18 protein-coding genes are annotated in these 22,574 nt (G+C 37.6%); 8 read left to right on the top strand and 10 right to left on the bottom strand.

Annotated elements, in window-relative coordinates; translation table 11 throughout:
- Positions 1 to 27 precede the first annotated feature (27 nt).
- Positions 28 to 1,119: a redox-regulated ATPase YchF gene (gene ychF / locus NBC122_RS11680; RefSeq protein ID WP_133440542.1), complete on the bottom strand. Its 1,092-nt coding sequence runs from the start codon at positions 1,117 to 1,119 to the stop codon at positions 28 to 30.
- 359 nt (positions 1,120 to 1,478) lie between these two features.
- Positions 1,479 to 2,030, bottom strand: a complete 552-nt coding sequence (locus tag NBC122_RS11675) for a ferritin (protein ID WP_133440541.1) — start codon at positions 2,028 to 2,030, stop codon at positions 1,479 to 1,481.
- Positions 2,031 to 2,286: 256 nt separating this feature from the next.
- On the opposite strand from NBC122_RS11675, the gene NBC122_RS11670 reads away from it, so the two are divergent.
- From NBC122_RS11670 to typA, 5 genes are all read left to right on the top strand, one after another.
- Positions 2,287 to 2,652, top strand: a complete 366-nt coding sequence (locus tag NBC122_RS11670; RefSeq protein WP_133440540.1) for a BlaI/MecI/CopY family transcriptional regulator — start codon at positions 2,287 to 2,289, stop codon at positions 2,650 to 2,652.
- Complete coding sequence (locus NBC122_RS11665) at positions 2,649 to 4,421, top strand: M56 family metallopeptidase (protein ID WP_246012355.1); 1,773 nt, start codon at positions 2,649 to 2,651, stop codon at positions 4,419 to 4,421. The genes NBC122_RS11670 and NBC122_RS11665 overlap by 4 nt, the downstream gene beginning before the upstream one ends.
- Positions 4,422 to 4,485: 64 nt before the next feature.
- Positions 4,486 to 5,349 (top strand): GLPGLI family protein, encoded by an 864-nt coding sequence (locus NBC122_RS11660; protein WP_133440539.1) that lies wholly within the window; start codon positions 4,486 to 4,488, stop codon positions 5,347 to 5,349.
- Positions 5,350 to 5,436: 87 nt separating this feature from the next.
- Entirely contained in the window at positions 5,437 to 5,673 is a 237-nt protein-coding gene (locus NBC122_RS11655) for a YdcH family protein (protein ID WP_133440538.1), read from the top strand.
- A gap of 207 nt (positions 5,674 to 5,880) precedes the next feature.
- The gene (gene typA, locus NBC122_RS11650; protein ID WP_133440537.1) at positions 5,881 to 7,689 is read left to right on the top strand and encodes a translational GTPase TypA; all 1,809 of its coding nucleotides are present in this window, start codon (positions 5,881 to 5,883) and stop codon (positions 7,687 to 7,689) included.
- A gap of 180 nt (positions 7,690 to 7,869) precedes the next feature.
- On the opposite strand, the gene NBC122_RS11645 is transcribed toward typA, so the two are convergent.
- The 6 genes from NBC122_RS11645 to NBC122_RS14750 all read right to left on the bottom strand — a co-directional run bounded on the left by NBC122_RS11645 (position 7,870) and on the right by NBC122_RS14750 (position 14,123).
- Positions 7,870 to 8,709: a polysaccharide deacetylase family protein gene (locus NBC122_RS11645; RefSeq protein WP_133440536.1), complete on the bottom strand. Its 840-nt coding sequence runs from the start codon at positions 8,707 to 8,709 to the stop codon at positions 7,870 to 7,872.
- Between the two features lie 15 nt (positions 8,710 to 8,724).
- Positions 8,725 to 9,831, bottom strand: a complete 1,107-nt coding sequence (locus NBC122_RS11640; RefSeq protein WP_246012353.1) for a hypothetical protein — start codon at positions 9,829 to 9,831, stop codon at positions 8,725 to 8,727.
- Positions 9,832 to 10,043: 212 nt separating this feature from the next.
- Positions 10,044 to 10,403 carry a hypothetical protein gene (locus NBC122_RS11635; RefSeq protein WP_133440535.1) on the bottom strand — a complete coding sequence of 120 codons (360 nt, stop codon included), beginning with the start codon at positions 10,401 to 10,403 and terminating at the stop codon, positions 10,044 to 10,046.
- Between the two features lie 429 nt (positions 10,404 to 10,832).
- Entirely contained in the window at positions 10,833 to 12,566 is a 1,734-nt protein-coding gene (locus NBC122_RS11630) for a DUF262 domain-containing protein (RefSeq protein ID WP_133440534.1), read from the bottom strand.
- Between the two features lie 143 nt (positions 12,567 to 12,709).
- Positions 12,710 to 13,672, bottom strand: coding sequence for an SPFH domain-containing protein (locus tag NBC122_RS11625; RefSeq protein WP_133440533.1), 963 nt, complete (start codon positions 13,670 to 13,672; stop codon positions 12,710 to 12,712).
- A 334-nt stretch (positions 13,673 to 14,006) separates the two neighbouring features.
- Positions 14,007 to 14,123 (bottom strand): hypothetical protein, encoded by a 117-nt coding sequence (locus NBC122_RS14750; RefSeq protein WP_394345884.1) that lies wholly within the window; start codon positions 14,121 to 14,123, stop codon positions 14,007 to 14,009.
- Between the two features lie 824 nt (positions 14,124 to 14,947).
- On the opposite strand from NBC122_RS14750, the gene NBC122_RS11620 reads away from it, so the two are divergent.
- The 3 genes from NBC122_RS11620 to NBC122_RS11610 all read left to right on the top strand — a co-directional run bounded on the left by NBC122_RS11620 (position 14,948) and on the right by NBC122_RS11610 (position 18,070).
- Positions 14,948 to 15,424, top strand: coding sequence for a hypothetical protein (locus NBC122_RS11620; protein ID WP_133440532.1), 477 nt, complete (start codon positions 14,948 to 14,950; stop codon positions 15,422 to 15,424).
- A 143-nt stretch (positions 15,425 to 15,567) separates the two neighbouring features.
- Complete coding sequence (locus NBC122_RS11615) at positions 15,568 to 16,284, top strand: transposase (protein WP_185145764.1); 717 nt, start codon at positions 15,568 to 15,570, stop codon at positions 16,282 to 16,284.
- A 211-nt stretch (positions 16,285 to 16,495) separates the two neighbouring features.
- Positions 16,496 to 18,070: a glycoside hydrolase family 10 protein gene (locus NBC122_RS11610; RefSeq protein ID WP_133440531.1), complete on the top strand. Its 1,575-nt coding sequence runs from the start codon at positions 16,496 to 16,498 to the stop codon at positions 18,068 to 18,070.
- 199 nt (positions 18,071 to 18,269) lie between these two features.
- Here NBC122_RS11610 and NBC122_RS11605 read toward each other — a convergent pair whose 3' ends face one another.
- Both NBC122_RS11605 and NBC122_RS11600 read right to left on the bottom strand, forming a co-directional pair.
- Positions 18,270 to 21,302 (bottom strand): AAA family ATPase, encoded by a 3,033-nt coding sequence (locus tag NBC122_RS11605; RefSeq protein ID WP_133440530.1) that lies wholly within the window; start codon positions 21,300 to 21,302, stop codon positions 18,270 to 18,272.
- Positions 21,299 to 22,510: a metallophosphoesterase family protein gene (locus tag NBC122_RS11600; RefSeq protein WP_133440529.1), complete on the bottom strand. Its 1,212-nt coding sequence runs from the start codon at positions 22,508 to 22,510 to the stop codon at positions 21,299 to 21,301. Before NBC122_RS11600 ends, NBC122_RS11605 begins: the two co-directional genes overlap by 4 nt.
- Positions 22,511 to 22,574: the final 64 nt, after the last annotated feature.

Here is a 22,574-nt window from a genome sequence, read left to right as displayed (position 1 = left end):
AAAGAATAATCTTATTCAAAAAATGCTTTACACATTGAATCTAAAATTCATCATATCGCCATCCTGAACGATGTATTCTTTTCCTTCTACAGATAGTTTTCCGGCTTCTTTTACTTTGGCTTCGGATCCGAAATTAATGAAGTCTTCATACTTGATTACTTCTGCACGGATGAATCCTTTTTCGAAATCGGTGTGAATTACTCCAGCTGCCTGTGGTGCGGTCCAGCCTTTTCCTATAGTCCAGGCACGAACTTCTTTTACACCGGCGGTGAAATAAGTCTGCAACTGTAATAAATCGTAGGCTTTTCTGATCAACCTGTTGACACCAGGTTCCGTTAAACCCAATTCATCCAGAAACATTTCTCTTTCTTCGAAGGTATCCAATTCATTGATGTCTGCTTCGATCTGAGCGGCCAAAACGACAACTTCTGCATTTTCTTTTTTGGCCATTTCTTCGATTTTTGCAATCCATTCGTTTCCGTTTTTAATGGAATTTTCATCGACATTACAAACATAAAGAACCGGTTTATTGGTCAACAGCTGAACTTCGGAAATGATTGAAGTAGAAAAATCATCCATTGCAAATTCACGCGCATTGTTGCCTTCCTCCACAAATTTCTGAAGATTAAGGAGCGTTTCGTAGGTCATCACATCATCCTTTTTACCGGACTTGATGAATTTTTTCGCTTTCTCAACTGCTTTTGCCAGGGTTTCAATATCTTTCAACTGAAGTTCGATATCGATAATTTCTTTATCACGGATCGGATCTACGGTTCCTTCAACATGAACAATGTTTCCGTCTTCGAAACATCTTAAAACGTGAATAATCGCCTCACATTCTCTGATATTTGCCAGGAATTTATTTCCCAAACCTTCGCCTTTGCTTGCTCCTTTTACCAAACCTGCGATATCTACGATTTCTACTACGGCCGGTAAAACTCTTTCAGGTTTTACTAATTTTTCCAGTTCAAACAAACGCTCATCTGGAACAGAAACCGTACCAATATTGGGTTCGATGGTACAGAAAGGGTAATTGGCAGACTGCGCTTTGGCATTGCTCAAACAGTTAAAAAGGGTTGATTTACCTACATTGGGCAAACCTACGATTCCACATTTCATATCTTTAGTTCAAAGTTTAAAATTCAGGGTTTAAAGTCGTCCTTAAACCCCTTAAATTGCGAGTTGGCAAAGATAAAGATTTTGAGTGAGTTATAGAATAAAAAAATCTGCTATTAACACAGCAGATTTTAATATTTTTAAAAATTTTAAGTGATCATATAATTTTTTTAAACCACCAAAGTCACAAAAGTGTTTAATTAAAGAAAAATCATTTTAAAGTTGGTGAAAAATCACTTTAAAGTTCACATAAGTTCTGAAAGTAAATATTTTGAATTTTGTGTTCTGCCTATTATTCATAGTGAAAACTAATTTTTTTGTGACTATTGAATGGAAATTTAACCTTTCAAATTGTCGTCAGTTTATGGGTTTTCAGAAGTGGCATTTCTGGCCAGTTCTGCTTCGTCCGCAACTTTTCCCAAATCTTTATCCAGGTTGAAAAGTGATTCATCGGTAGCACGGTCGCCACCGGCAATTTTTAATTTGTCGATCAGATTCATCGCCAACGTTTCTTCTTCAATCTGTTCCTGTACAAACCACTGCAGGAAATTCCAGGTTGCCCAGTCTTTTTCTTCAAAAGCCATATTCACAAGATGATAGATTTTTTCGGTGTTATCCACTTCATGTTTAAAAACCTGATTGAAACATTCACTCAGTGTTGAAGGATCTTTATCTGGCGCTTTTATACCAGTTACAGTAGGTTTTCCACCTCTGTTTAAAATGTACTGCATGAATTTAACCGCATGATTTCTTTCCTCTAAAGAATGGCGAAACAGAAAATTCCCGATTCCGCCATATCCTTTATCGGTTGCCCAGATCCCATACGATAAATAGGTGTGAGACTGCAACAGTTCTACATTCATTTGGGTGCTCAGCGCTTCTTCCAGTGTTGAAGAAAGTCTTTTAGTGTCCATAATTTAAATTTTAATGATTGCGTATAGTTTAGCAATAATAATTCCTTTGTATAAATGTTCGATCATTTTAAGCTTTTTTTAACAGATCAGGCTTCAGATTTTTGAATCATTATTAAAGAAAGGTTGTTTTTAATATGAATTCAAAAATAATAACATTGACAATCAATCAAATACGTAAATATTGAATTTATCACTATAAAAATAGTTGTATAGTTAAAATTAAATTCTACATTTGTATCACTAAACAAATAGTGATATGCAGATTTCTCAATTAACAAAAGCCGAAGAGCAGGTGATGCACTACCTTTGGGATTTGGAAAAAGCTTTTCTTAAAGACATGCTCGAGCAGTTTCCGGAACCCAAACCGCACACCAATACCGTCTCTACCATTTTGAAGGTTTTAAAAGAAAAAGACTTCGTCGATTACAAAGTTTTCGGGAGACAACATGAATATTTCCCGTTGATCTCCAAAGAAAAATACAGCGGAAAATCGATGAAAAGCCTGGTGAAAAATTATTTTGAAGGTTCTTATAAAAACGCCGTTTCTTTTCTGGTGGAGAAAAACCAAATGAGCGTTGAAGACCTCGAAATGTTACTCGATGAACTTAAAAATAAAGAATGATGGAAGCGCTTTTTTTCTATTTCGGGAAAGTTATTTTATGTTCCGGTGTAACATTTCTGTACTATCGGTTGTTTCTTAAAGACAGGACTTTTCATCATTATAACCGGTTTTATTTGCTCGCCGCGGTGCTGATCAGTCTGTTATTGCCTTTACTGAAAGTGAGTTATTTTACACTTGAAGTAAACAGCAATATATATTTGTTAATTAATAGTTTACAAAATTTAAGTTCACCTAATAATTCAAACGATGATTTCAATTTTTCTCAAATTTGCGCTTTTCTTATTGGACTGGTTACTTTCTTTTTTCTAACGAAATTAACGGTTGGACTGGTTAAAATTCACCTTTTAAAAAAGAAATACAACAAAGAAAATTTTGAAGGTATCAGCTTTTATCAGACCGATTTGGTGGAAGCTCCATTTTCCTATTTCAAAAATTTATTCTGGAAAAACTCGATTGCCATTCAGTCGGATTTAGGACGGCAAATATTGAAGCACGAGATGGTTCACATCGAACAGAAACATTCCTGGGACAAAATTTTTATAGAAATCACTACTGCCCTCTTCTGGTTTAATCCTTTCATTTATTTGATTAAAAAAGAAATCAATTTAATACACGAATATCTGGCTGATAAAAAAGCCGTAAAAAATTCGGACACAAAAGCATTTGCGCAGATGCTTTTAGCAAGTCACTTTTCCGGAAAAGAGTTTCCTGCCACGAGTCCTTTCTTAAGTTCTAACCTCAAAAAAAGATTAACAATGCTAAAAAAATCAAAAACAAAATACAGTTATGCGCGGCGGATTCTGGCGTTGCCATTATTGTTTACGCTCGCATTTATGTATTTGGTGAATGCAAAAAATAAAGAGATTAAGACGACAAATCAGGAAATAACTGATTATGTCTCCACTCTTAAAAAAGATACCATTCCGCCGCCTCCACCTCCGCCGGCGCCCGTTAATGAAGAGCCACCCGGCCTTCAGGAATTAGAAAAACAGCTTCAGATTAAAGAGAAAGAACTGAAGCCGATGAACGAGGCAATCACCAAAAAAAGCGAAGAAGCGCAAAAACTCAGTGCAGAAATGCAGTTTAAAAGTAAGGAGTTAGAAAAACTGGCAAAGAACAACGATTTTAACAGCCCCAAATTCAAAAAGCTCGAAAAAGAAATGAATGCACTGGGGAACAAAATGAATCTGATATTCGAAAGCGAAGACTTCAAAAATTCCATGAAAAACCTGGATTTCAATCACGCAGAAATGGATAAACTCCATTCCAAGATTGATCAATACTACAATTCTGATGAGTTTAAACTCAAAATAAAAGACGCTGAAGCGCGCGCAAAAGAAGCAGAAAAACTGGTGAATTCTCCTGCATTTAAAAAGAAAATTGCAGCAGCAGAAAAACAGGCTTTACAGGCTGAGAAAAAAATAAATTCTCCGGAGTTTAAAAAAAGAATTGAAGAAGCCGAAAAACGTGCGAACGAAGCAGCAGATAAAGCAGTGAATTCAGTAGAATTCAAAAAGAGAATTCAGGAGGCTGAAGAAACCGCAAAGCTGGCTGCCGAAAACGGAAATTCAAAAATTATCATTTTGAACAGCAATGGAAAAAACGCGAATTCAGATGCTGATAACATTAAAATTTTCATTGACGGAAAACCTGTAACCAAATTAGAAATGGAGAATTTATCTCCAGACCGCATCGAGAAAATGGAAGTGAATAAAAAAGGTTACAACGGCACTAAATCCGGAGAAATCCATATCACCACAAAGAAATAACTCATCACAAATTGCCAAAGCTCTTTTAAACTTTGGCAATTTTTTTAACTATAAAAAATCATCAATGAAAAAATATCTCCCCCTCTTTCTATTAGCCTGCAACTTCTTTTTTGCTCAAAACCAACGGTTCAGTTATGAATATCAGTTCGTAAAAGACTCCTTAAATAAACAGGACATCACCAAAGAACTGATGAATCTGGATATCTCCAAAGACGGCTCCAGTTTTTACAGCCGGGACGTGCATATTTCAGATTCTACCATGAATGCTTATTTTGAAAGACAAATCAAAAATACAGGTTCCATGAATGTTGATATGAAGATGATGTCGCAGAGAAAAGGAAGCGTGAGATACAAAATCTTTAAAAAATATCCTGATTTTAAAATAGCTGCATCCATCAACATCGGAATGGATTCTTATCAAGTTTCTGATGACCGGAAAATGGTCTGGACTATTTTGCCTGATCAACAAAAAATCGGTGAATTCAATGCGCAAAAAGCGACTACAGACTTTGCCGGAAGAAAATGGGTGGCGTGGTTTTCTGCGGAATTGCCTTTTCAGGACGGCCCTTACAAATTTCACGGTTTACCGGGATTAATTGTAAAACTTGAAGATCTCACCAAAACACATCAGTTTGAGTTAATCGGCATTTCGAAGTTTACTCCTGTCACTGAAAAAGTTTCCGAATTTACAGTGAAAAAGAAGGAAATTGAAATCAATCAGAAGCAGTACAGAAAAATCTATTCAGAAGACCGGAATGATCCTGCCAAAGCAATTAAGCAGGCATTAGCCAATGGAGCAGTTTTTCAGTTGACCGATCAGAACGGAAACAGTATCGCTCCGGCAGAAATGATTAAAAACAAAGAGCAAGGTACAAAAGCAAAAAACGCAAAAGACAATAACCTGCTCGAACTCGATCTGCTGAAATAAACTATTAAAATTCCTGACAATTTTCATCTTTAGAAAAAGGAAAATTTCCTTAACTTTAATGTATTAAAAAATTAAATATTTAAAGTCATGGAAAATCACAACCTTACCCACGAATTCCCTGAACTGGAAGATAAAATCAATGTGCTTAAGCTGAATGATGAAACCTTCAAAAAAATGTACGTGAATTATGAAGAAGTAAATGCCCTCATTCAGCATTACGAAGAAGGCGAGCAGAATCATACGACAGACGAACATTTAACAGAATTACGCAAAAAAAGAGTTCATTTAAAAGATGATGTGTACTCTTATTTAAAACAGAATTAAAATTTGGCGACCTGCTCATTTATTTCAAAGCGGCTTGAAAAGGCCGCTTTTATTGTTGTATTTTGCGAATAATTAGCTTGATATAAAGGTGTTTTCAAGCTTATTATTAAACTTTCTATAAATTTTAACATAATTTTTTATTAAATTAAACAACTTATAAAAGAAATTGACGAAAAAAGATTACTTTTGCACCGTCAAAAAACGAATATGCAAAACATTAGAAATATCGCAATTATTGCGCACGTTGACCACGGTAAAACGACTTTGGTTGACAAAATCATCCACGCAACCAGTGTTTTCCGCGAAAATCAGGCAGATTCAGGTGATCTGATCATGGACAACAATGACTTGGAACGTGAAAGAGGAATTACGATTTTATCGAAAAACATTTCGGTAATGTACAAAGGCACCAAAATTAATGTAATTGATACGCCTGGTCACGCCGATTTCGGTGGTGAAGTTGAAAGAGTTCTGAAAATGGCCGATGGAGTTTTACTTTTAGTAGATGCTTTTGAAGGACCGATGCCTCAGACCCGTTTCGTATTGCACAAAGCATTGGAATTAGGTTTGAAGCCGATTGTAGTAATCAACAAAGTTGACAAACCAAACTGTCGTCCTGATGAAGTTCACGATAAAGTTTTTGATTTGTTCTTCAACTTAGAAGCGACAGAAGAGCAGCTGGATTTCCCAACTTTCTATGGTTCGTCCAAACAGGGTTGGTTCAACACGAGCTTAGAGCCTGCAGAAGACATTACTCCCCTATTAGACGGAATTATCCAATATGTACCGGAACCGGAAACTTTCGAAGGAAGCCTGCAAATGCAGATTACTTCACTGGATTTCTCTTCTTTCTTAGGGAGAATCGCTATCGGAAAGATCAGAAGAAACTCTATCAAAGAAGGTCAGACAATTGGTCTTGCTCAGGAAGATGGTAAAGTAATTAGAGGTAAAGTAAAAGAATTATACGTTTTCGAAGGTTTAGGTAAAAAGAAAGTTCAGGAAGTTCAGGCCGGAGACATCTGTGCGATTGTTGGATTTGATAAATTCCAGATCGGAGATTCATTCGTGGATCTTGAAAATCCGGAACCATTGCCAAGAACTGCGATTGACGAGCCGACTTTGAACATGACCTTCTCTATCAACAACTCTCCTTTCTTCGGAAAAGATGGTAAATATGTAACTTCAAATCACCTGAAAGAAAGGTTGTATAAGGAGTTAGAGAAAAACTTAGCTCTAAAAGTTGAACCTACTGATGATGCCAATACATTCCTGGTATTTGGTCGTGGTATTCTTCACCTTTCTGTTCTGATCGAAACGATGAGAAGAGAAGGTTATGAAATGACCATTGGTCAGCCACAGGTAATCATCAGAGAAATCGACGGTGTTAAATGTGAACCTTATGAATCGATGGTCGTTGATGTACCGGACGAATATGCGTCAAAAGTAATCGATCTTGCGACTCAAAGAAAAGGTGATCTGCACATCATGGAAACCAAAGGGGAAATGCAGCACATGGAATTCGAAATTCCTTCAAGAGGATTGATCGGACTGCGTTCTCAAATGTTGACTGCAACTGCCGGTGAAGCAATTATGGCACACCGTTTTACAGACTATAAACCATTCAAAGGATCCATTCCCGGAAGATCCGTTGGAGTATTGATCAGTAAAGGTCAGGGACCTGCAACTGAATATTCTATCGCGAAACTTCAGGACAGAGGTAAGTTCTTTGTTGATCCGGGTGAAGAAATTTACGAAGGAATGATCATCGGTGAGCAAAACAAACCGGGAGATTTAGTAGTAAACATCGTTGAAGCAAAACAGTTGAACAACATGCGTGCTTCAGGAAAAGATAAAGACGGTAACATCGCTCCAAAACAATTATTCTCTCTGGAAGAATGTATGGAATACATCCAGGGTGACGAAGCGATTGAGGTAACTCCAAACTTCATCAGAATGCGTAAAAAAATCCTTTCTGAAAACGAAAGAAAACGTATTGAAAGAGGCGCAAAAGGATAATCTCTTCAAAATATAGAAAAGCCCCAGTTTTATTGGGGCTTTTTTTGTTTTATAATCTAACATAAGTAAATGAAATAATGATGCAACGCAGCAATATCAGGTATTTCATCATAATAGAATCTCCAAAATGGCTTCAAATATCTCTCAGGATTTCCTTCTTGGCTGAAATGATGATCTCTTTTAGTGAAATGAAGAATGAACAGCGTTCATCATTCCCTGAGTTGACCAGGTTCCCGAAACGATCATCCGTCTGATGGTGTATAATGGATCTACAGGATCTCTTTTGGTAGATAATATATAAGCCATTTTATAATCACTCTTTTTTATTTCATCGATGGCCGCGGTATTCCATAATCCATACGGATAAGCAAAATCGGTTACCGGTTTACCGGTGATTTCCTCCAGTTGAGCCTTTGGTTTGACCAATTGTATATTCCAGTCGTCTCCAGCGTATTTAGTGACCCTATGATGATCCCAGGTATGTGCTCCGATAACATGCCCGTCGTCCGATAAACTTTTGATTTGTTCTTTAGTCATATATCCGGGACGGTTAACAGAAACGGTCATGATAAAAAACACGCCTTTGAAACCGTATTTTTTCATTTCGGTTGCGCCAATACTGAACTGTGCTCCCCTCGTATCATCAAAGGTAATCATGATGGGTTTTTCTGGTAACGGACCGTCAAAAACTAAATAGTTATATAGCTGTTCAGGTAAAACGGTTTGGTATCCGGCATCTGCCAAAGCTTTCATCTGTTCCGCAAAGGCAGCAGGTTTTACGGTATACACTTTTGTGTTTTCACCCGCACTGGCGCTGAAATCCTTAATATTATGATAGCATAAAACCGGCACTTCTTTTCTCGAAAGAACAGTCGCCGCAGCGGCCCTGACTTTTTTTGGCGCTGTGATTTTTGCGGGAGCGGCAATAACCGTCGTCCCGGCAGTTATTTTAGCAGGTTCCGGCTGACAGCCAACCCATAAAAACAACGCAACAAAAACGGACTCAACAATATTTTTCATCACTTAAAAATTAAATTATTGGTACTGGATGTAAATCGGTATCGGCGTGAATTTCATTAATTCTTCGGGAGTATACAATTTCAGATCATTTTTATAAAATAATTTGAAACCGGTAAACTGTACAGGTTCTCTGTAAATATAACTCACATAAGAGTCTTTTTTTAAACTTTTACTTCCAAAACCATCCATATTCATGACAATCTGGACTTCGGGAACGGTTTTGATTTCTTTATAATTTTTCACCATTCCCTGCGTAAACCGGTGGACCACCAGTATTTTTGGAGGCAACTTGTTTTTGCGTACGATGTCTGCTAAGATATCAATGGCATCATTAATATCTGCGGCATTAAAATACCCAATTTTGGAACCTGGCCGTTCACCGTTTTTCATCGAAAATTCAGGATCTATTCCAAGATGTACATTGGGCATAGAAAGGTATGGTTCCAGTTCTGTAACTTCCCCTTTCACGGAGCTGTGTCCCACCTGAATATCCAAAAACACCAATGCATTGATGGGTTTTGCCCAACTGATCACCGTGTCAATCTGGTGAAAGGGCATCCGCAGGCGGTGCATATTATTTTTTCCCGGTTCACCCTGAGCTGTCACCGCAATGTAGTGCAAAGCAGGAATTGTTATCACCGCAGAATCTGCAGCTTGCCATTTGGCTACTTCGCCCTCCAGTTTCGCCAGCATTTCTTTTCGGGGCAGTTCCCCTAAGATTCCCATTCTTGTTGAATATAAATTTCCGTAAAAAGCAACAATTCTATGGTAAGGCAATAACGCTCCGGACAAAGGATAAGGCGCTTTTACAGGCCATTTTCCGGAAGCGTCACTGTTGCTTAATGCGCGTATTCTTTTATTGAAATCCACCGTATCAATGGTGCTCACTGTTTTTTTCTCTACGGAATCCATTTTTACGGTTTCCGGTTTCTTTATTCCCTTTACCGTTTCGGCCGATTGGCCACCATTGCAGGCTACAGTATTTAAAAACAATAAAGTGAGTGTGAAAAATGCAAGGGTGTCGCGATAGGTTTTCCTTGTAAAAATATCAAACCAGTCAACAACAGTAGCTGTTACAAAATGTGGTTTTTCCTGATCCCTGATGACATAGCCAGTTTTCATGAGTTGTGTTTTATCAAAGGTAGTGATTTTTAGAAGGCTGAGGGTCAGGATATTTTGTGCAGCGGGCAGGAGATTTTGCCAGCGAGTGAATAACTCCCTAAGGTTACCAACATGCTGACAAAAAGCTACCGAAGGTTCCGTTCAACGGGCTTTCATTTCTTGCAGACAAAACGAAAGCTTATTTATTGTACACAGTATTTTTTAATATTCTTTTAATCGAACTTTACGAGTGTTTTTTTAGTTTCTATAGTAAACTTAACTTTTCTATCAAGCGAACCGCCGTTAGTATAATAGCCGACAACCGTATGTTCTTTTTCGCCATTAGCACCGATAAAGTCTAAAACATAACCACCATCAGATTTATTATTTTTCATTGATAGAAAACCCGACATGGTTTCCTCAGGTTTAATTTTATCAAAATCTAAAGTTATTAGTTTTTCAGTTGTGTAAAATTGCACACCTATAACTGAAAGTTTTGAGTTGTTTTCTATTTCAACAATAATTCCGTTTTCTATTAATGGAGAACAAGAATTTGATAAGATCAATAAAAGTATAAATTTAATTTTATTCAAAGCATTTTCGTATTATGTCCTTGTTAATATTGTGTACAACTCGTTATATGACAAAATCATATAAAGTCATAAAAAACCGGTGCATTTGTATGACTAAAGTGATACTTTATTATTAAACCAAATATAGCAAAGTATTTGCATTTTCGCGCTGCCCCCTGCTGCACGAACCCTTACGTATGGCCCCAATACTTAAACCTGATCAAAAATATAACATCCTGAAAACCTCTATACCATCCAGAAGCCCTTTCTCATCCGAATAATCTATTGCACTGCTGTACTGGTAATCTTCCGCCCTGAAAACCAAACCAGCTTATGTACGTAATCTATTTTTTGTTTAATGACATGGTTGCTCCATAATTCAATGGGTTTTTAATTGTGACCACGCGAAAGGATTCGCACGGAAGCGGGGGCAGCAACGAGTGAAGCTTTTTATGCTTTCCATTTGTCCATTATGAATTTTTGAATTTTTTTCCCTCTTTCGAGAATTGTTTTATCATTCCAATCTTCATATCCAATTAATTCTCTTTCAGATGCAAAATTAGATTTGGCATAAGTGCTTCTTTTAGAGAGAAATGTTCTATTCCCTAAAACACCATTTTCAAAAGTTAAAACTAAATTGCCCAACAAATTTATGTTTTCCATAGCCTTAACCCCAGGAAGAATTGTTTGGGGAGCTATATGTTCAATAGTGATTTTGCCATTACTAACTATCTCTCTGATTGATCCAATATCAAACTTTGCAGATAATTCTCCTTGTAAATAATATTCATAGTCTAACAATATAAGTTTTAAGGAAGAATTACTAATACTATTGTATGCGCCCATATTAATGATGGACTTTCTCAAATCTAAATTACTGCTGTTCTTTTCAATAAGATTCCGCAATTCTTTTTTAAGTTCTGTGAAATTGATCTTATTAGTAAAAACCTTATATGCAAGTTCGAATAACGCTGAATTTCCAGTATTTCCTTTTTTATTTCCGAAAATAAAAACTCTAATAGTAAATGCCTCTAAAATTTCATTTATAGCAATGAGAAATTCAGGTTTGAATTTTTTATTATTTAGTACGGCTAAGTACAATGGTAAGAAAGATTCAATTTTACCTAAAGTTTCAAGTCTGTAAAGAGAATCATTTACATTTTGAATATCAAAACTTTGATTTAAAACAGCAGAATAATAATTGGCACTTTTTTGCAGAAAATTATTGAAATCCTTTATTTCCTTAATCTTCTTTTCTCTTTGTGCAGTATCATTGTCAAAAAGATTTTTTTTTGCAAAAATTTCCCTTTGTTTAATCAATTCAGTTTTTATCTTTTTGGGTATATCAGACAAGTTATTATTATCTCCGCTATAAACAATATAACAATGTTTTAGAAATTGATTCTCTATTCTTGTTACTGAATAGTTTTTAATTTCCATCAATTCTGTAAAGATATCGCCAAATTTTCTATTTATTTCCTTTGCTATCGTTTTTTCATTTAAACGATGAGTTAAATAAATTAGATAATTTTTCACTTTATCCATATCGGATAAAGGCAAGCCTCTATCATTCATTGTCTCAAATATTAAACCTACTTCAGATTCTTCTTCTAATTCAAAAACATTAACCTTAAATTTTGATAATAGGTTGTTATAAATTTTTACGAGTGTGTTTATTGAGGTATACCGTTGTAAATATGTATTGAAATGTATTCTTGTATTTAAGAGATTTTTTTGAGTTTTACTTTTTGGCGCATACTTCTTAATTATATTTATGTCGAGTTCATTTAATAATGCAAAGAAAAATTCTTGATTGTCTTTGCTATTTAAACGAAGTAGGGATTTGCCCTTATTTAAAACATTTTTAATAATTACAGCATCTGCTTGTAGAGGATCAATTTCACTGATTCTATGATAAATACTTACTAAAAATAAATGAAATGTTGTCAGTCTCTGCTGCCCGTCAACAATGTCATATTTTGTTAAATCAGTTATTCCAATTTTTTCTTGTCCAGATTTTATCAAGGTTATTGTTCCTGCATAATGTTCTTTTATAAATTCAACATCACTTAAATCATTCAGTAAATCATCTAATTGGTCCTTTGTCCACGAATAACCACGTTGATATTCAGGAATTGTAAAGATCCCATAATTTAAAAGTTTTTCTATTGAGTCAAATTTCATTGGTGTAATGTTTTTTAAAATGTTGCATAGCTTGTTTATCTATTTGATGAAATCACACATACATTCCCACATGTATAAAATGGGTTTATTTATGGAATTTCCCCGCTGCGGCTGCCGCGAATCCTTTTGTGTGGCTATTCAACCTACTTCACATTCAACAACGTATTGCTCCCACTCCCCAACACCGTCGTCGGCATCACGCCATCCCATTTCAGGACTCTCTGGTATTCCACGTAAGTTTGGGTAATTTCCTGCTGTTTCAGGCTGATGGCTTTGGCTTCCGCCTGCGCTCTGATGACCACAGAAGCCGAATCTCCTTTCGCCAACTGGATTTTCCGCTGGGCATCCGCCTGCGCAACACGCGCCTGCGCTTCCGCTTTAATCGCATCAGCATCAGCCGTCGCCTTGTCTTCAATCGACTGGCGGATGGCTTTCGGAGGCTGGATATTGGTTTTCAGCTGAGAAACCATAAACCATTTCCCGATTCTTTTATTCACTTCCGACAGAATTTCTGCCTCGTAGGTTTCCCGGTTGTTGAACAGGTAATCGATAGAATGCCGGTTCGCCACATCATTGATGGCGCCGATAATGGCATTGTTCAGCCAGCCTTCCTGAATGGCTTCCAGTCCGCCCTTTTTGTAGGTGGATCTCAGGTTGGTAAACATATCCGCCGCGGTAGATTCCTTTACCGAATAGTTGAACGACGGTTTGATCGGACAGGGGAACCCCCCTTTAGCCACAATAATGGATTCGGGATATTCGATATGCCTCTGATCGAGCGGAACTTCCTGTATTTCCTGGGTGTATTTGTTGTAGAACACGACGCCCGAAACTTCTTCGGTATTCGAAGCCCCTCTTTTATCACCGAGTAAATTAATTAAAAGCCCTTTGTGACCCACGCTGATCACTTCGTAATTCATGGGCTGAAAAAGCGCTGCAAGAACAGTCAACAGAATAAAAGTAACCGGTTTCCATTTAACGCCAACAGGTTTTTGATTTCCGTTTTTATCCGGTTCACCGTAGCTTAAGATATCGAGTTTTTTTGTAATGATGCCAATGGTTACAAGAACGGCGATCATTACCAAAAGTAGAAATGTTAGAGACATAAATATTATTTAGATGTTAAGTTTTAAAGATACTCTTTTTAGCGAATCCCGCAAAAAGGGAAACCGTAAAAGCAGCAAATGTTTTCCAACCGGTCTGTTAAGAGGCCGGAACATTCCGTAAAATATTTTCTCAGTATGCGCTGTGGCTCCATCCTATTCAACCCCAAAAGCCGCAAAAGATTGATGCAATTTAAATTGGTCAAAAGTCCAAAAAAGCCGCGCATTAATCAACTTTGTCAAAGTTTAGAACTTTGGCAAAGTTAGGAGCTAGGTAAGCTAGATAACATTTTTCTTCTTTCTCACTTTTCTCCTCCTTAGCAAATAGCGTATTCTATCAACTTTGCCAAAGTTTTACTCGATTTACTATTAAGTTTCGCAAATAAATCTTTAAAAAAACATTTAAATCCGAACTATTTTCTGCAGTATGATTCGCAATAGCATCGGTGGACATTCCTTCTTTTTCGAAAATCCCGGTGTCTTCCACAAAGAAATAAAACAACAATCCCGACAAAGGATATTTGAGACTGTGACTGTTTCCTTGATATAAGCCGGGGGTAGCCTTAAAAATGATATCATAAAACGGGCTAAGGCGAAACAGGCTTCGCGATCGGCTTTATCCTGAAACACTACGACTATTATTTCTTCATTTTTCCGTATGTAAATGTCGCTACAATACTAAAAACAAGACATGATTCGAAAATCTCTGCTCCAAATAATAAACCTCCCATTTGAATTTTTAATCCCAAAACTAACAAAAAACCTACTGAAAACCGTAATCACCATTTAAATACGTCTTCTAATTTTTTTATTTTCTCATTTTGCACTATTCCGATTTTTTATTATCTTTACTTAATTCAACCTGATTCCGTTTCACTATCCATGTGCGATACTCCATAGTGAGTCCATAGCAAGTCCACAACCACACCAGTAATTTTATAGTTAAGCCATTAACCTACAGTATGTTATTTTATGATTTAGGCACTCTGTAAGGAGAAGAATCCCTATCTTTACCTTACACTAACAACCAAGATCATGGCAAGAATTTCAAAAAACGGTATTCTGAGCGGAGCCTTAGGAAACCTGGTATTCGTCAATAGCGAATCCCAAAGTTATGTACGTACAAAGCCTTCGGGGCTTCAACAGACCCCAAAAACAAAAGCGGCTGCGAAGGCCTTCGGTTTTGCCAGTGCCCAGGACAAACTGTTCCGCCTGGCACTGACTCGCCAACTGCCGCTGATTACCGACAGCAGGTATGCTTCAAGACACCGCGCCAGAATGAACAAGGCACTGATGGTGCACAGTCAACAAAACCATCAGGATGCAGAACACAACCTCGGATTGCCGGAATCGCTAACCGGTTTCGACTTTAATGCACACTGTCCCTGGGAAAAAATCACCCGCTTTTATCCAGAATTCAGACTGTCCGATACCAGGGAGCTCGAATGCCGGTTTCCGGCTCTGAAAGCAGGACGGGAAATTGTGCTTCCCCAAGATGCACGGAGTGCTGAGTTAAGACTGGATGCTTTTACGGTAAATCCGCTCAGCAGAACCATCAATCTTAACCTGATCAGTTCCCACACCGCGGATCTTTCTATTTTCCAGGCCACCCTCCCTACCGTTTGGAAATTCGGGATCCCTGATGATTCTGCGTGGTTGGTGGTGACGGGCACCCTTATTTTTAAATCTGCAACGCCTCTACATACCGCCGCTGTTCACGGCAGCTCCACCTACCTTTTCGCAAAATCTGTATAGACGCAAGGCATTGCGTTTCTAAACACAATTTAAAATTATGGATCGGAAACCGAAATGTATTTGTGTCTCTAAACACAATTTAAAACTATGGATTTGAGAACGCAACGCATTGCGTCTCTACTAACTAAACACAATTTAAACCTATGGATCATTTTAATAATAAATACCGCATTTCATCTGCCCGTTTACAAAGCTGGGATTACGGTAAGGCAGGTTTCTATTTCATTACCATCTGTACCCACGACAGAGCCCATTTCTTTGGCAAAATAACCAAAGGCAAAATGCAGTTGTCGGACCTTGGTAGGATTGCAGAACGGGAATGGTTGAAAACATTTGAATTGCGCCCCGATATGAATCTATTCATGGGTGAATTTGTCGTGATGCCCAATCATTTTCACGCCATCATCGGTATTGGGGAAAATGAATATAATATGAAACGGGAATCGGGGGATGGCGATGGGAATGGTAACGGTAACGGTAACGGGGATTGTAGAGACGCAATGCATTGCGTCTCTACGGTGGTGGTGAATCCCATTGGCGTGGTGAATCCCATTGCCACGGTGGATCCCACAAATATCCCCATTACCTCCAAAAACCAATTCGGCCCACAATCCAAAAATCTGGCATCTATTATCCGCGGGTTTAAATCATCTGTCACCGTTGCAGCGCGTCAGATAAATCCTGATTTTCAATGGCAACCGCGATTTCATGATCACATTATCCGCAATGAGGGAGAATTTGAAAGGATTTCCCAATACATTATCAATAATCCCGAAAAATGGGATAATGATCAATTTAAAAATAGAGACGTAATGCATTGCGTCTCTGCGGGAATAACTGCTGCGTCTCTGCGGGAATAACTGCGTCTCTGCGGGAATGAATGAAACCGTTTTACGTCTTTATGGGCGTTGTAATTATAGACGCAATGTTTTGCGTCTTAAAAGACGCAAAACATTCTGTTTTAAAAGGAGACGCAAAACATTGCGTCTCTGCGTACTATTTTAATTTATGAAAACCCTGCATACAATAACGCCGATTTTTCAGTTCTTATAATAATAGTATTTTTGTCCCATGAATATCCGAAACTTACAATATACCGTACTGGTTGCAACAGCAATTTTCATCAATTCCTGTTCTACCCAAAAACCTGCGAAACAGGTGGCTAAAAAACCGGTGACCACCACCAAACCTTTGCCTCCGAAACCAGTCACACCGCTGCCGGATCCCGAGAAAAAAATCAGCCTCAACCTTCCGGAAGTGAACCGCGAATTCCGTGCTGCCTGGATTGCGACCGTCGCGAATATCAACTGGCCTTCAAAAAATAATCTGACAACGCAACAGCAAAAAGACGAAGCCATCAAAATTCTGGATTTACTGAAAAATGCTAATTTCAATGCCGTTATTTTTCAGGCAAGGCCTTCCGCAGATGCGATGTATAAAAGCGATCTGGAGCCCTGGTCTTATTTCCTGACCGGTTCCATTGGTAAAGCTCCGATGCCTTTTTATGATCCGTTAGAATTCTGGATCACAGAAGCTCATAAAAGAGGAATGGAACTGCATGTCTGGTTGAATCCCTACCGCGCTCACCACACCACAGGCGGGCCGATTACCGAAGAATCACTGATTAAGAAAATGCCTGACCAAATCGTCAAACTCCGCAACGGGATGTACTGGATGGATCCGTCTGACGGGAAAACCCAGGATCATGCTTCAAAAGTGATTAAGGATCTCGTAAAACGCTATGATATCGATGCAGTCCACATCGACGATTATTTTTATCCATACAGAGAATACAATGGCGGTAAAGATTTCCCGGACAACAAAAGCTGGAACGATTTCCTGAAGCAAGGCGGAAACCTTTCGCGGGCAGACTGGCGAAGAGCAAACGTGAATAAATTCATCAAAAGAATTCATGATGAAATCAAAGCCGAAAAAAGTTACGTGCAGTTTGGAATCAGTCCTTTTGGAATCTGGAAACCCGGTTTTCCGGAAGGAATCAAAGGTTCTTCCCAATACGACGAATTATACGCCGATGCCAAATTATGGCTGAACCAAGGGTGGCTGGATTATTTCTCGCCCCAACTCTACTGGAAAAATGACGGCCCCCAAAGTTTCCCTGCGCTGCTGAAATGGTGGGAAAGTGAGAACACCCAGAAACGTCATCTTTATCCGGGTTTGAACACGATTGGGCTCAATGGCGTAAGTGACCGTCCGGCAGAGATCGTTTCGCAAATTAACCTGACACGCCAGATTTTAAAAAACAGTTCGGGAACGGTACATTACAGCGTAGATGGATTATCAAAAAATGTGGACATGTTCAACGCTGTAAAAAACGCCTATCAAACGCAGGCCTTGATTCCGAGAACACCCTGGATCAAAGCAAAACCTTTGGATAAACCCAATTTGTCTGTTGAAAACAACGGCAATTCTGTAAGTATTAAATGGAATGCTTTGGATGCTGCGAATGTTTTCCAATGGATTCTGTATGTGAAAAACGGAGACACCTGGGAAACTGAAATCTTAGAAAAAGATATCGTTTCCAGGAATTTACCTTTAAATAAAAATGGCAAAAAACTGAATACGGTTGCACTGAAATCGGTGGACCGGCTAGGAAATGAAAGTGACTATGACTCGAAAAAACTGTAGCAGAAAAAGCAGAGGATTTTAGCTAAGAAAAACGATAATGAATTTGAATATCAAAATCTAAAAACTACAAAAGAGTCACAAAGGCTTAATTCAGAAATCACTAAGAAAAGCACAAAAGTAAAATCTATAGATTTTACTTTTGTGCTTTTTTGAAAGTTGGAATTTAAAATTTTCCAGCTATCTTTTGTGACTTTTATGGTTAAAAAATCAAACTTCCTCTTTCTTCATCTTTGATGATATTCAGCGAAACCGGCATTTTTTCTTTCAGTTCTTCAACGTGGGAAATAATGCCGACAATTCTGTTTTCTTTTTGCAAATTGGTCAGGGTTTCAAAAACAACATTCACCGATTCCAGATCCTGAGTTCCGAAACCTTCATCGATAAAGAAGAAATTCTTTTCCGCCTGCGCATTCGCCTGAACACTTTCTGCCAAAGCCAAAGCCAGACTTAGAGAAACCTGAAAAGATTGTCCGCCAGACAAGGTTTTTACACTTCGGCTTCTGCCTTCATTCAGAAAATCCACGATTTCAAAATCATTATTTTCATTCAGTTGAAGACTCAGTTGATTTCGGGTCATCCGGTGAAAACGAATATTCGCATGATCGCACAATTGTCTTAAATAAATGGAAGAAACATATTGCACAAAACCCGCTCCTTTAAAGAGATTCGTCATTATTTTCAGATGATCTGCACGCTTTTGAAGTTTCGCTAATTCTTTTAAAAGATCTTCTTTTTTCTTAAATTCTTTTTCAAGTCTGTCGATTTCCGAACATAGTTTTACCACATTATCATTTGCGGTTTTCAATTCATTTTCACCCGTTTTAAATTGAGTTTCCAAAGCAGCAAACTGCGATTCGTCAAAAGAAAAACCTTTTAATTTTAGTGATAATTCTTCCACTCCATTTTTCAGAGTTTCAAAATCAATTCTAAATTTCTGGATCTGATTTCTATTATTTTGAACATTGATTTCCTGCGCTAAAATGGTTTCAACTTCTTCTAAATTACTAAATTGATGATCTTCTAAATGTTGAATTAAAACAGTCCCATTTTCTGAGATTTCTTTTTCCAATTCCGCAATTCGTTTTCCCAATTGTTCGGAAACCGCTTTCTGCTCAGCAAACTTTGGCGAAAGTTCTTTTTCCTGTTGAATTAAATTTTGGTATTCGTGTTCGGTTTTCAGATTTGATTTTGAGAGATTCTGAAAACGCTCTTCCACCTCCTCCACAGATTTCTTGCTGAATTCTTCCCAAAATAAATTCTTCAAATTCGACTGACTGGTTTTGAATTTCGTCTCAACTTCCTTGTCCTTTAATTTGAAATCTTCTAAGGCTTTATTGAATTTATCCAGGCTTTCACGCTCTTTCTCCAGATTTTTCTGCTGCTGAGAAATCTCCTGACTTAGCGCTTCAATTTGTTTTTCGAGGTCAAAAGTCTGTTTTCGTTTCAGTTCAAAATCAGGTTCATTTTCAGCATTAAATTCCTTCCAACAAAAAATATTTTGATGGGTATCAACTTCCGTTTTTATCTGATCAAAAGCTTCGTTTTCTGCTTTTAACTGGCTTTCAAAGAATTTCTTTTTCGCCAGAATTTTTTCAATTTCCGAACTTGTCTGTTGCAGTTCTTTCTGCTGGTTTTCAATCGCAATAATTTGCTCAGCAACTGCAGAAAGTTCACTTTTCACATCTTCAAATTCAACAATATCCGGATGCTCCAAAGCGCCACAAAGCGGACAGGATTCTCCGTCGTGCAGTTCATTGGCAAAATGCGCCAGTTGCTGCTGAACTTCCAGTTGATTCTTTTTTTCTGAAAGACTTTTTTTCTGATTTTCTAAAGAATCATTCTTCAGTTTAAAATCATTTTTAAAAGTTTCAGCATCAATAGTAAAAGTTTTCAATTCCTCAGAAATGTTATGAATTTCTGAATTTAAATCATCTGTTTTCTTAAGTTGGGCCTGAAGAGATTCCGTTAAATTTCTCTTTTTTGAAAACCAGTTTCCGACATTTAATAATAATTGAGCATCTAATCTTTGCGATTTCAAAAGCTCTGAATTTTTCAGCAAAACATCAATTTTATTCCTGATTGTTTTTTGATTTTCAGAAACCTTTTCTACTTCTTTTACGCCATTTTCAGTTCGGGATTTGAGAATTTCGATTTCGGCTGAAAACCTGAGCATTTGCAGGATCAAACGCAGATCATTTTCCTTAATTTTAGACCGTTCCAGAACTTCATATTGAGGCAAAATTGCTGTAATGCTTTCTTTCAACACATTAAATTTCCGTTCAGTTTCTGCTAAATTTTTACCCTGAATTTCTTTCTCGTGATTTTTAGAATCAATTTCTTTTTGAAGTTTATTTTTCTCGCCAATCAAAGGATTGAATAATCTGAAAACCTGCTCAAACCGTTCTGTCTGCTTCTCTAATCCGTCAATTTCAGTTTTTTCAAGCGAAAGTTTTTTGAAGTTTTCCTGCTTCTCATTTAACAGTTCAAAATCTGTTTTAAGATTCTTTTGAATCTGATATTTCTTATCAATTTTATTAAATTCATTTTTTGCCTCCTCAAACTTTTTCTGAAGCAAGGTTAAATTTTCTTTCTGAGCAGCAATCTGTTCTTCATTTATTTCTTCAAAACCTTTCAGCTGACCTTCTAACTGATCCAGTTCAGATCTGTTTTTCGCATTCAAACCTGAAACATTATTCTGCAGATCGAACCGATACAGATTGAAAATCTCTTTCATCATATTGGTTCTGTCAGTTGCACCCAGTTCCAGAAACTCTTTGAACTGGCCTTGCGGAATAATAATCGTGCGTTTGAAATTCGCATACGTAAGATTGATTATCTTTTCTGGATTTACATGTTCCAAAGGTTCCCACCGGTTTTCTTTCCATTCATAAAAAACAACATTCGATGGTTTCACATCGTCAAAGTTTTTAGAATTCCGTTTAAATTCTCTGGTCGCGCGAAATTTCTTATTTTCAAAATTAAAGAAATCAAATTCGATAAAAGACCGGTTTGATTTCAGATTCATCATATTGTAGGCCCGTTTGTCTCTTGCATTCAGCCGTTCTGTTTCGCCGTATAAAGCAAACGAAATCGCTTCCAAAATGGATGATTTTCCGGAACCGACCGCTCCGAAAATACCGAAAAGACCGGATTCTGTAAGATTTTTAAAATCAATAGTCTGTCTTTCCTGATAAGAATATAAACCTTCGAGCGTGAGTTGAACCGGAATCATGAATTAGGATTTAAAATTTCATTAAACAAATTAAGAAGGTCTTCATTAGCCTGTTGGCCATTGTTTTTGGATTTAAAATAATCCTGAAACAAAGACTGAATATCCTGATCGAGATTAATTTGGTGTAAGTTATTTTCGGTAAATTCCTGACTTTTGACTTTCGGAATCAAATGAACAATTCCACGATGCGACTGATAAATCTGTTTGCGCTCTTCGGCTTTTAGAAAAGTTTCGCTTTCCAGTGTCAATTCAACCAGAGCATTTGCATTTTCGGTCAGCCAGTCGATTGTATTTTCAACGGAATCAAATGTTTTCCGAAACAAAGGTTTTCCGTTCTTCAAAGGAATTTTCTGAAATGAAACCGCTTGATTTGGTTGGGCTTCTATAATCGAAATATATTTGGTCTGCCCTGCTTCACTGAAACTGTAGCACAAAGGCGACGACGAATAAACGACCGGTTTTTCCGGCGTTCCGATATTTTGAAAACCGTGGAGATGTCCCAAAGCGGTATATTGAATCTGCGGCGGAATGGTTTCTGAAAAAATCAAATCTGCGTTTCCGATTTTAATCGGTTTTTCACCGTCGGGTTCTTCCAGAATCGCGGCTCCTTTTTTATTCATATACAAATGAGCCATCAAAAGATTGACTCCTTTTTCATCGCAGAATTCATCGGCAATCCTTGCCCAGTTTTCCGCTAAAACCTGATTAAGCGCCTGTTCTTTATTTTCACCAAAATATTCTTTTAACCGGACTTCATTGGCGTAAGGCGTATGCAAAATCCGGATTGGAAAATCAAAACCGTTTAATTTTAATTCTAAGAAACCTTGGGCAGAATTGGTTATTTTAAAATTTTCGAGTTCAAAAGGATGAATTTCAGCATTGGGATGCCCAATGAGAATAATACCACATTCGCGTGCTAGAGGATTGGGAGCATCGATCAAATTGGGAGCATCGTGATTTCCCGATATGGCGATAACAGGACGTTTCCCATTTAATGATAACCGTTTCAAAGTTTTATAGAAGAGTTCGATGGCTTCAACTCCTGGATTAAAATTATCAAACAAATCGCCGGCAACCAGAACCAGATCTACTTTATGCTCATCGGCGATTTCTATGATTTCATTCAAAACTAAAACCTGTTCTTCCAGACGCGAAAAGCGGTCTAACCGTTTACCCAAATGCCAATCGGCGGTATGCAGAATTTTCATGATCCAAATGTAAGGAAGAATTTTAAAACAGGATCAATTCCATAAGTTCACCAGACTTGAAAAA

Origin of the sequence: Chryseobacterium salivictor (assembly GCF_004359195.1) — a bacterium.
GTDB classification, from domain to species: Bacteria; Bacteroidota; Bacteroidia; order Flavobacteriales; family Weeksellaceae; genus Kaistella; species Kaistella salivictor.
This window is presented reverse-complemented; position numbering and strand designations above follow the sequence as displayed.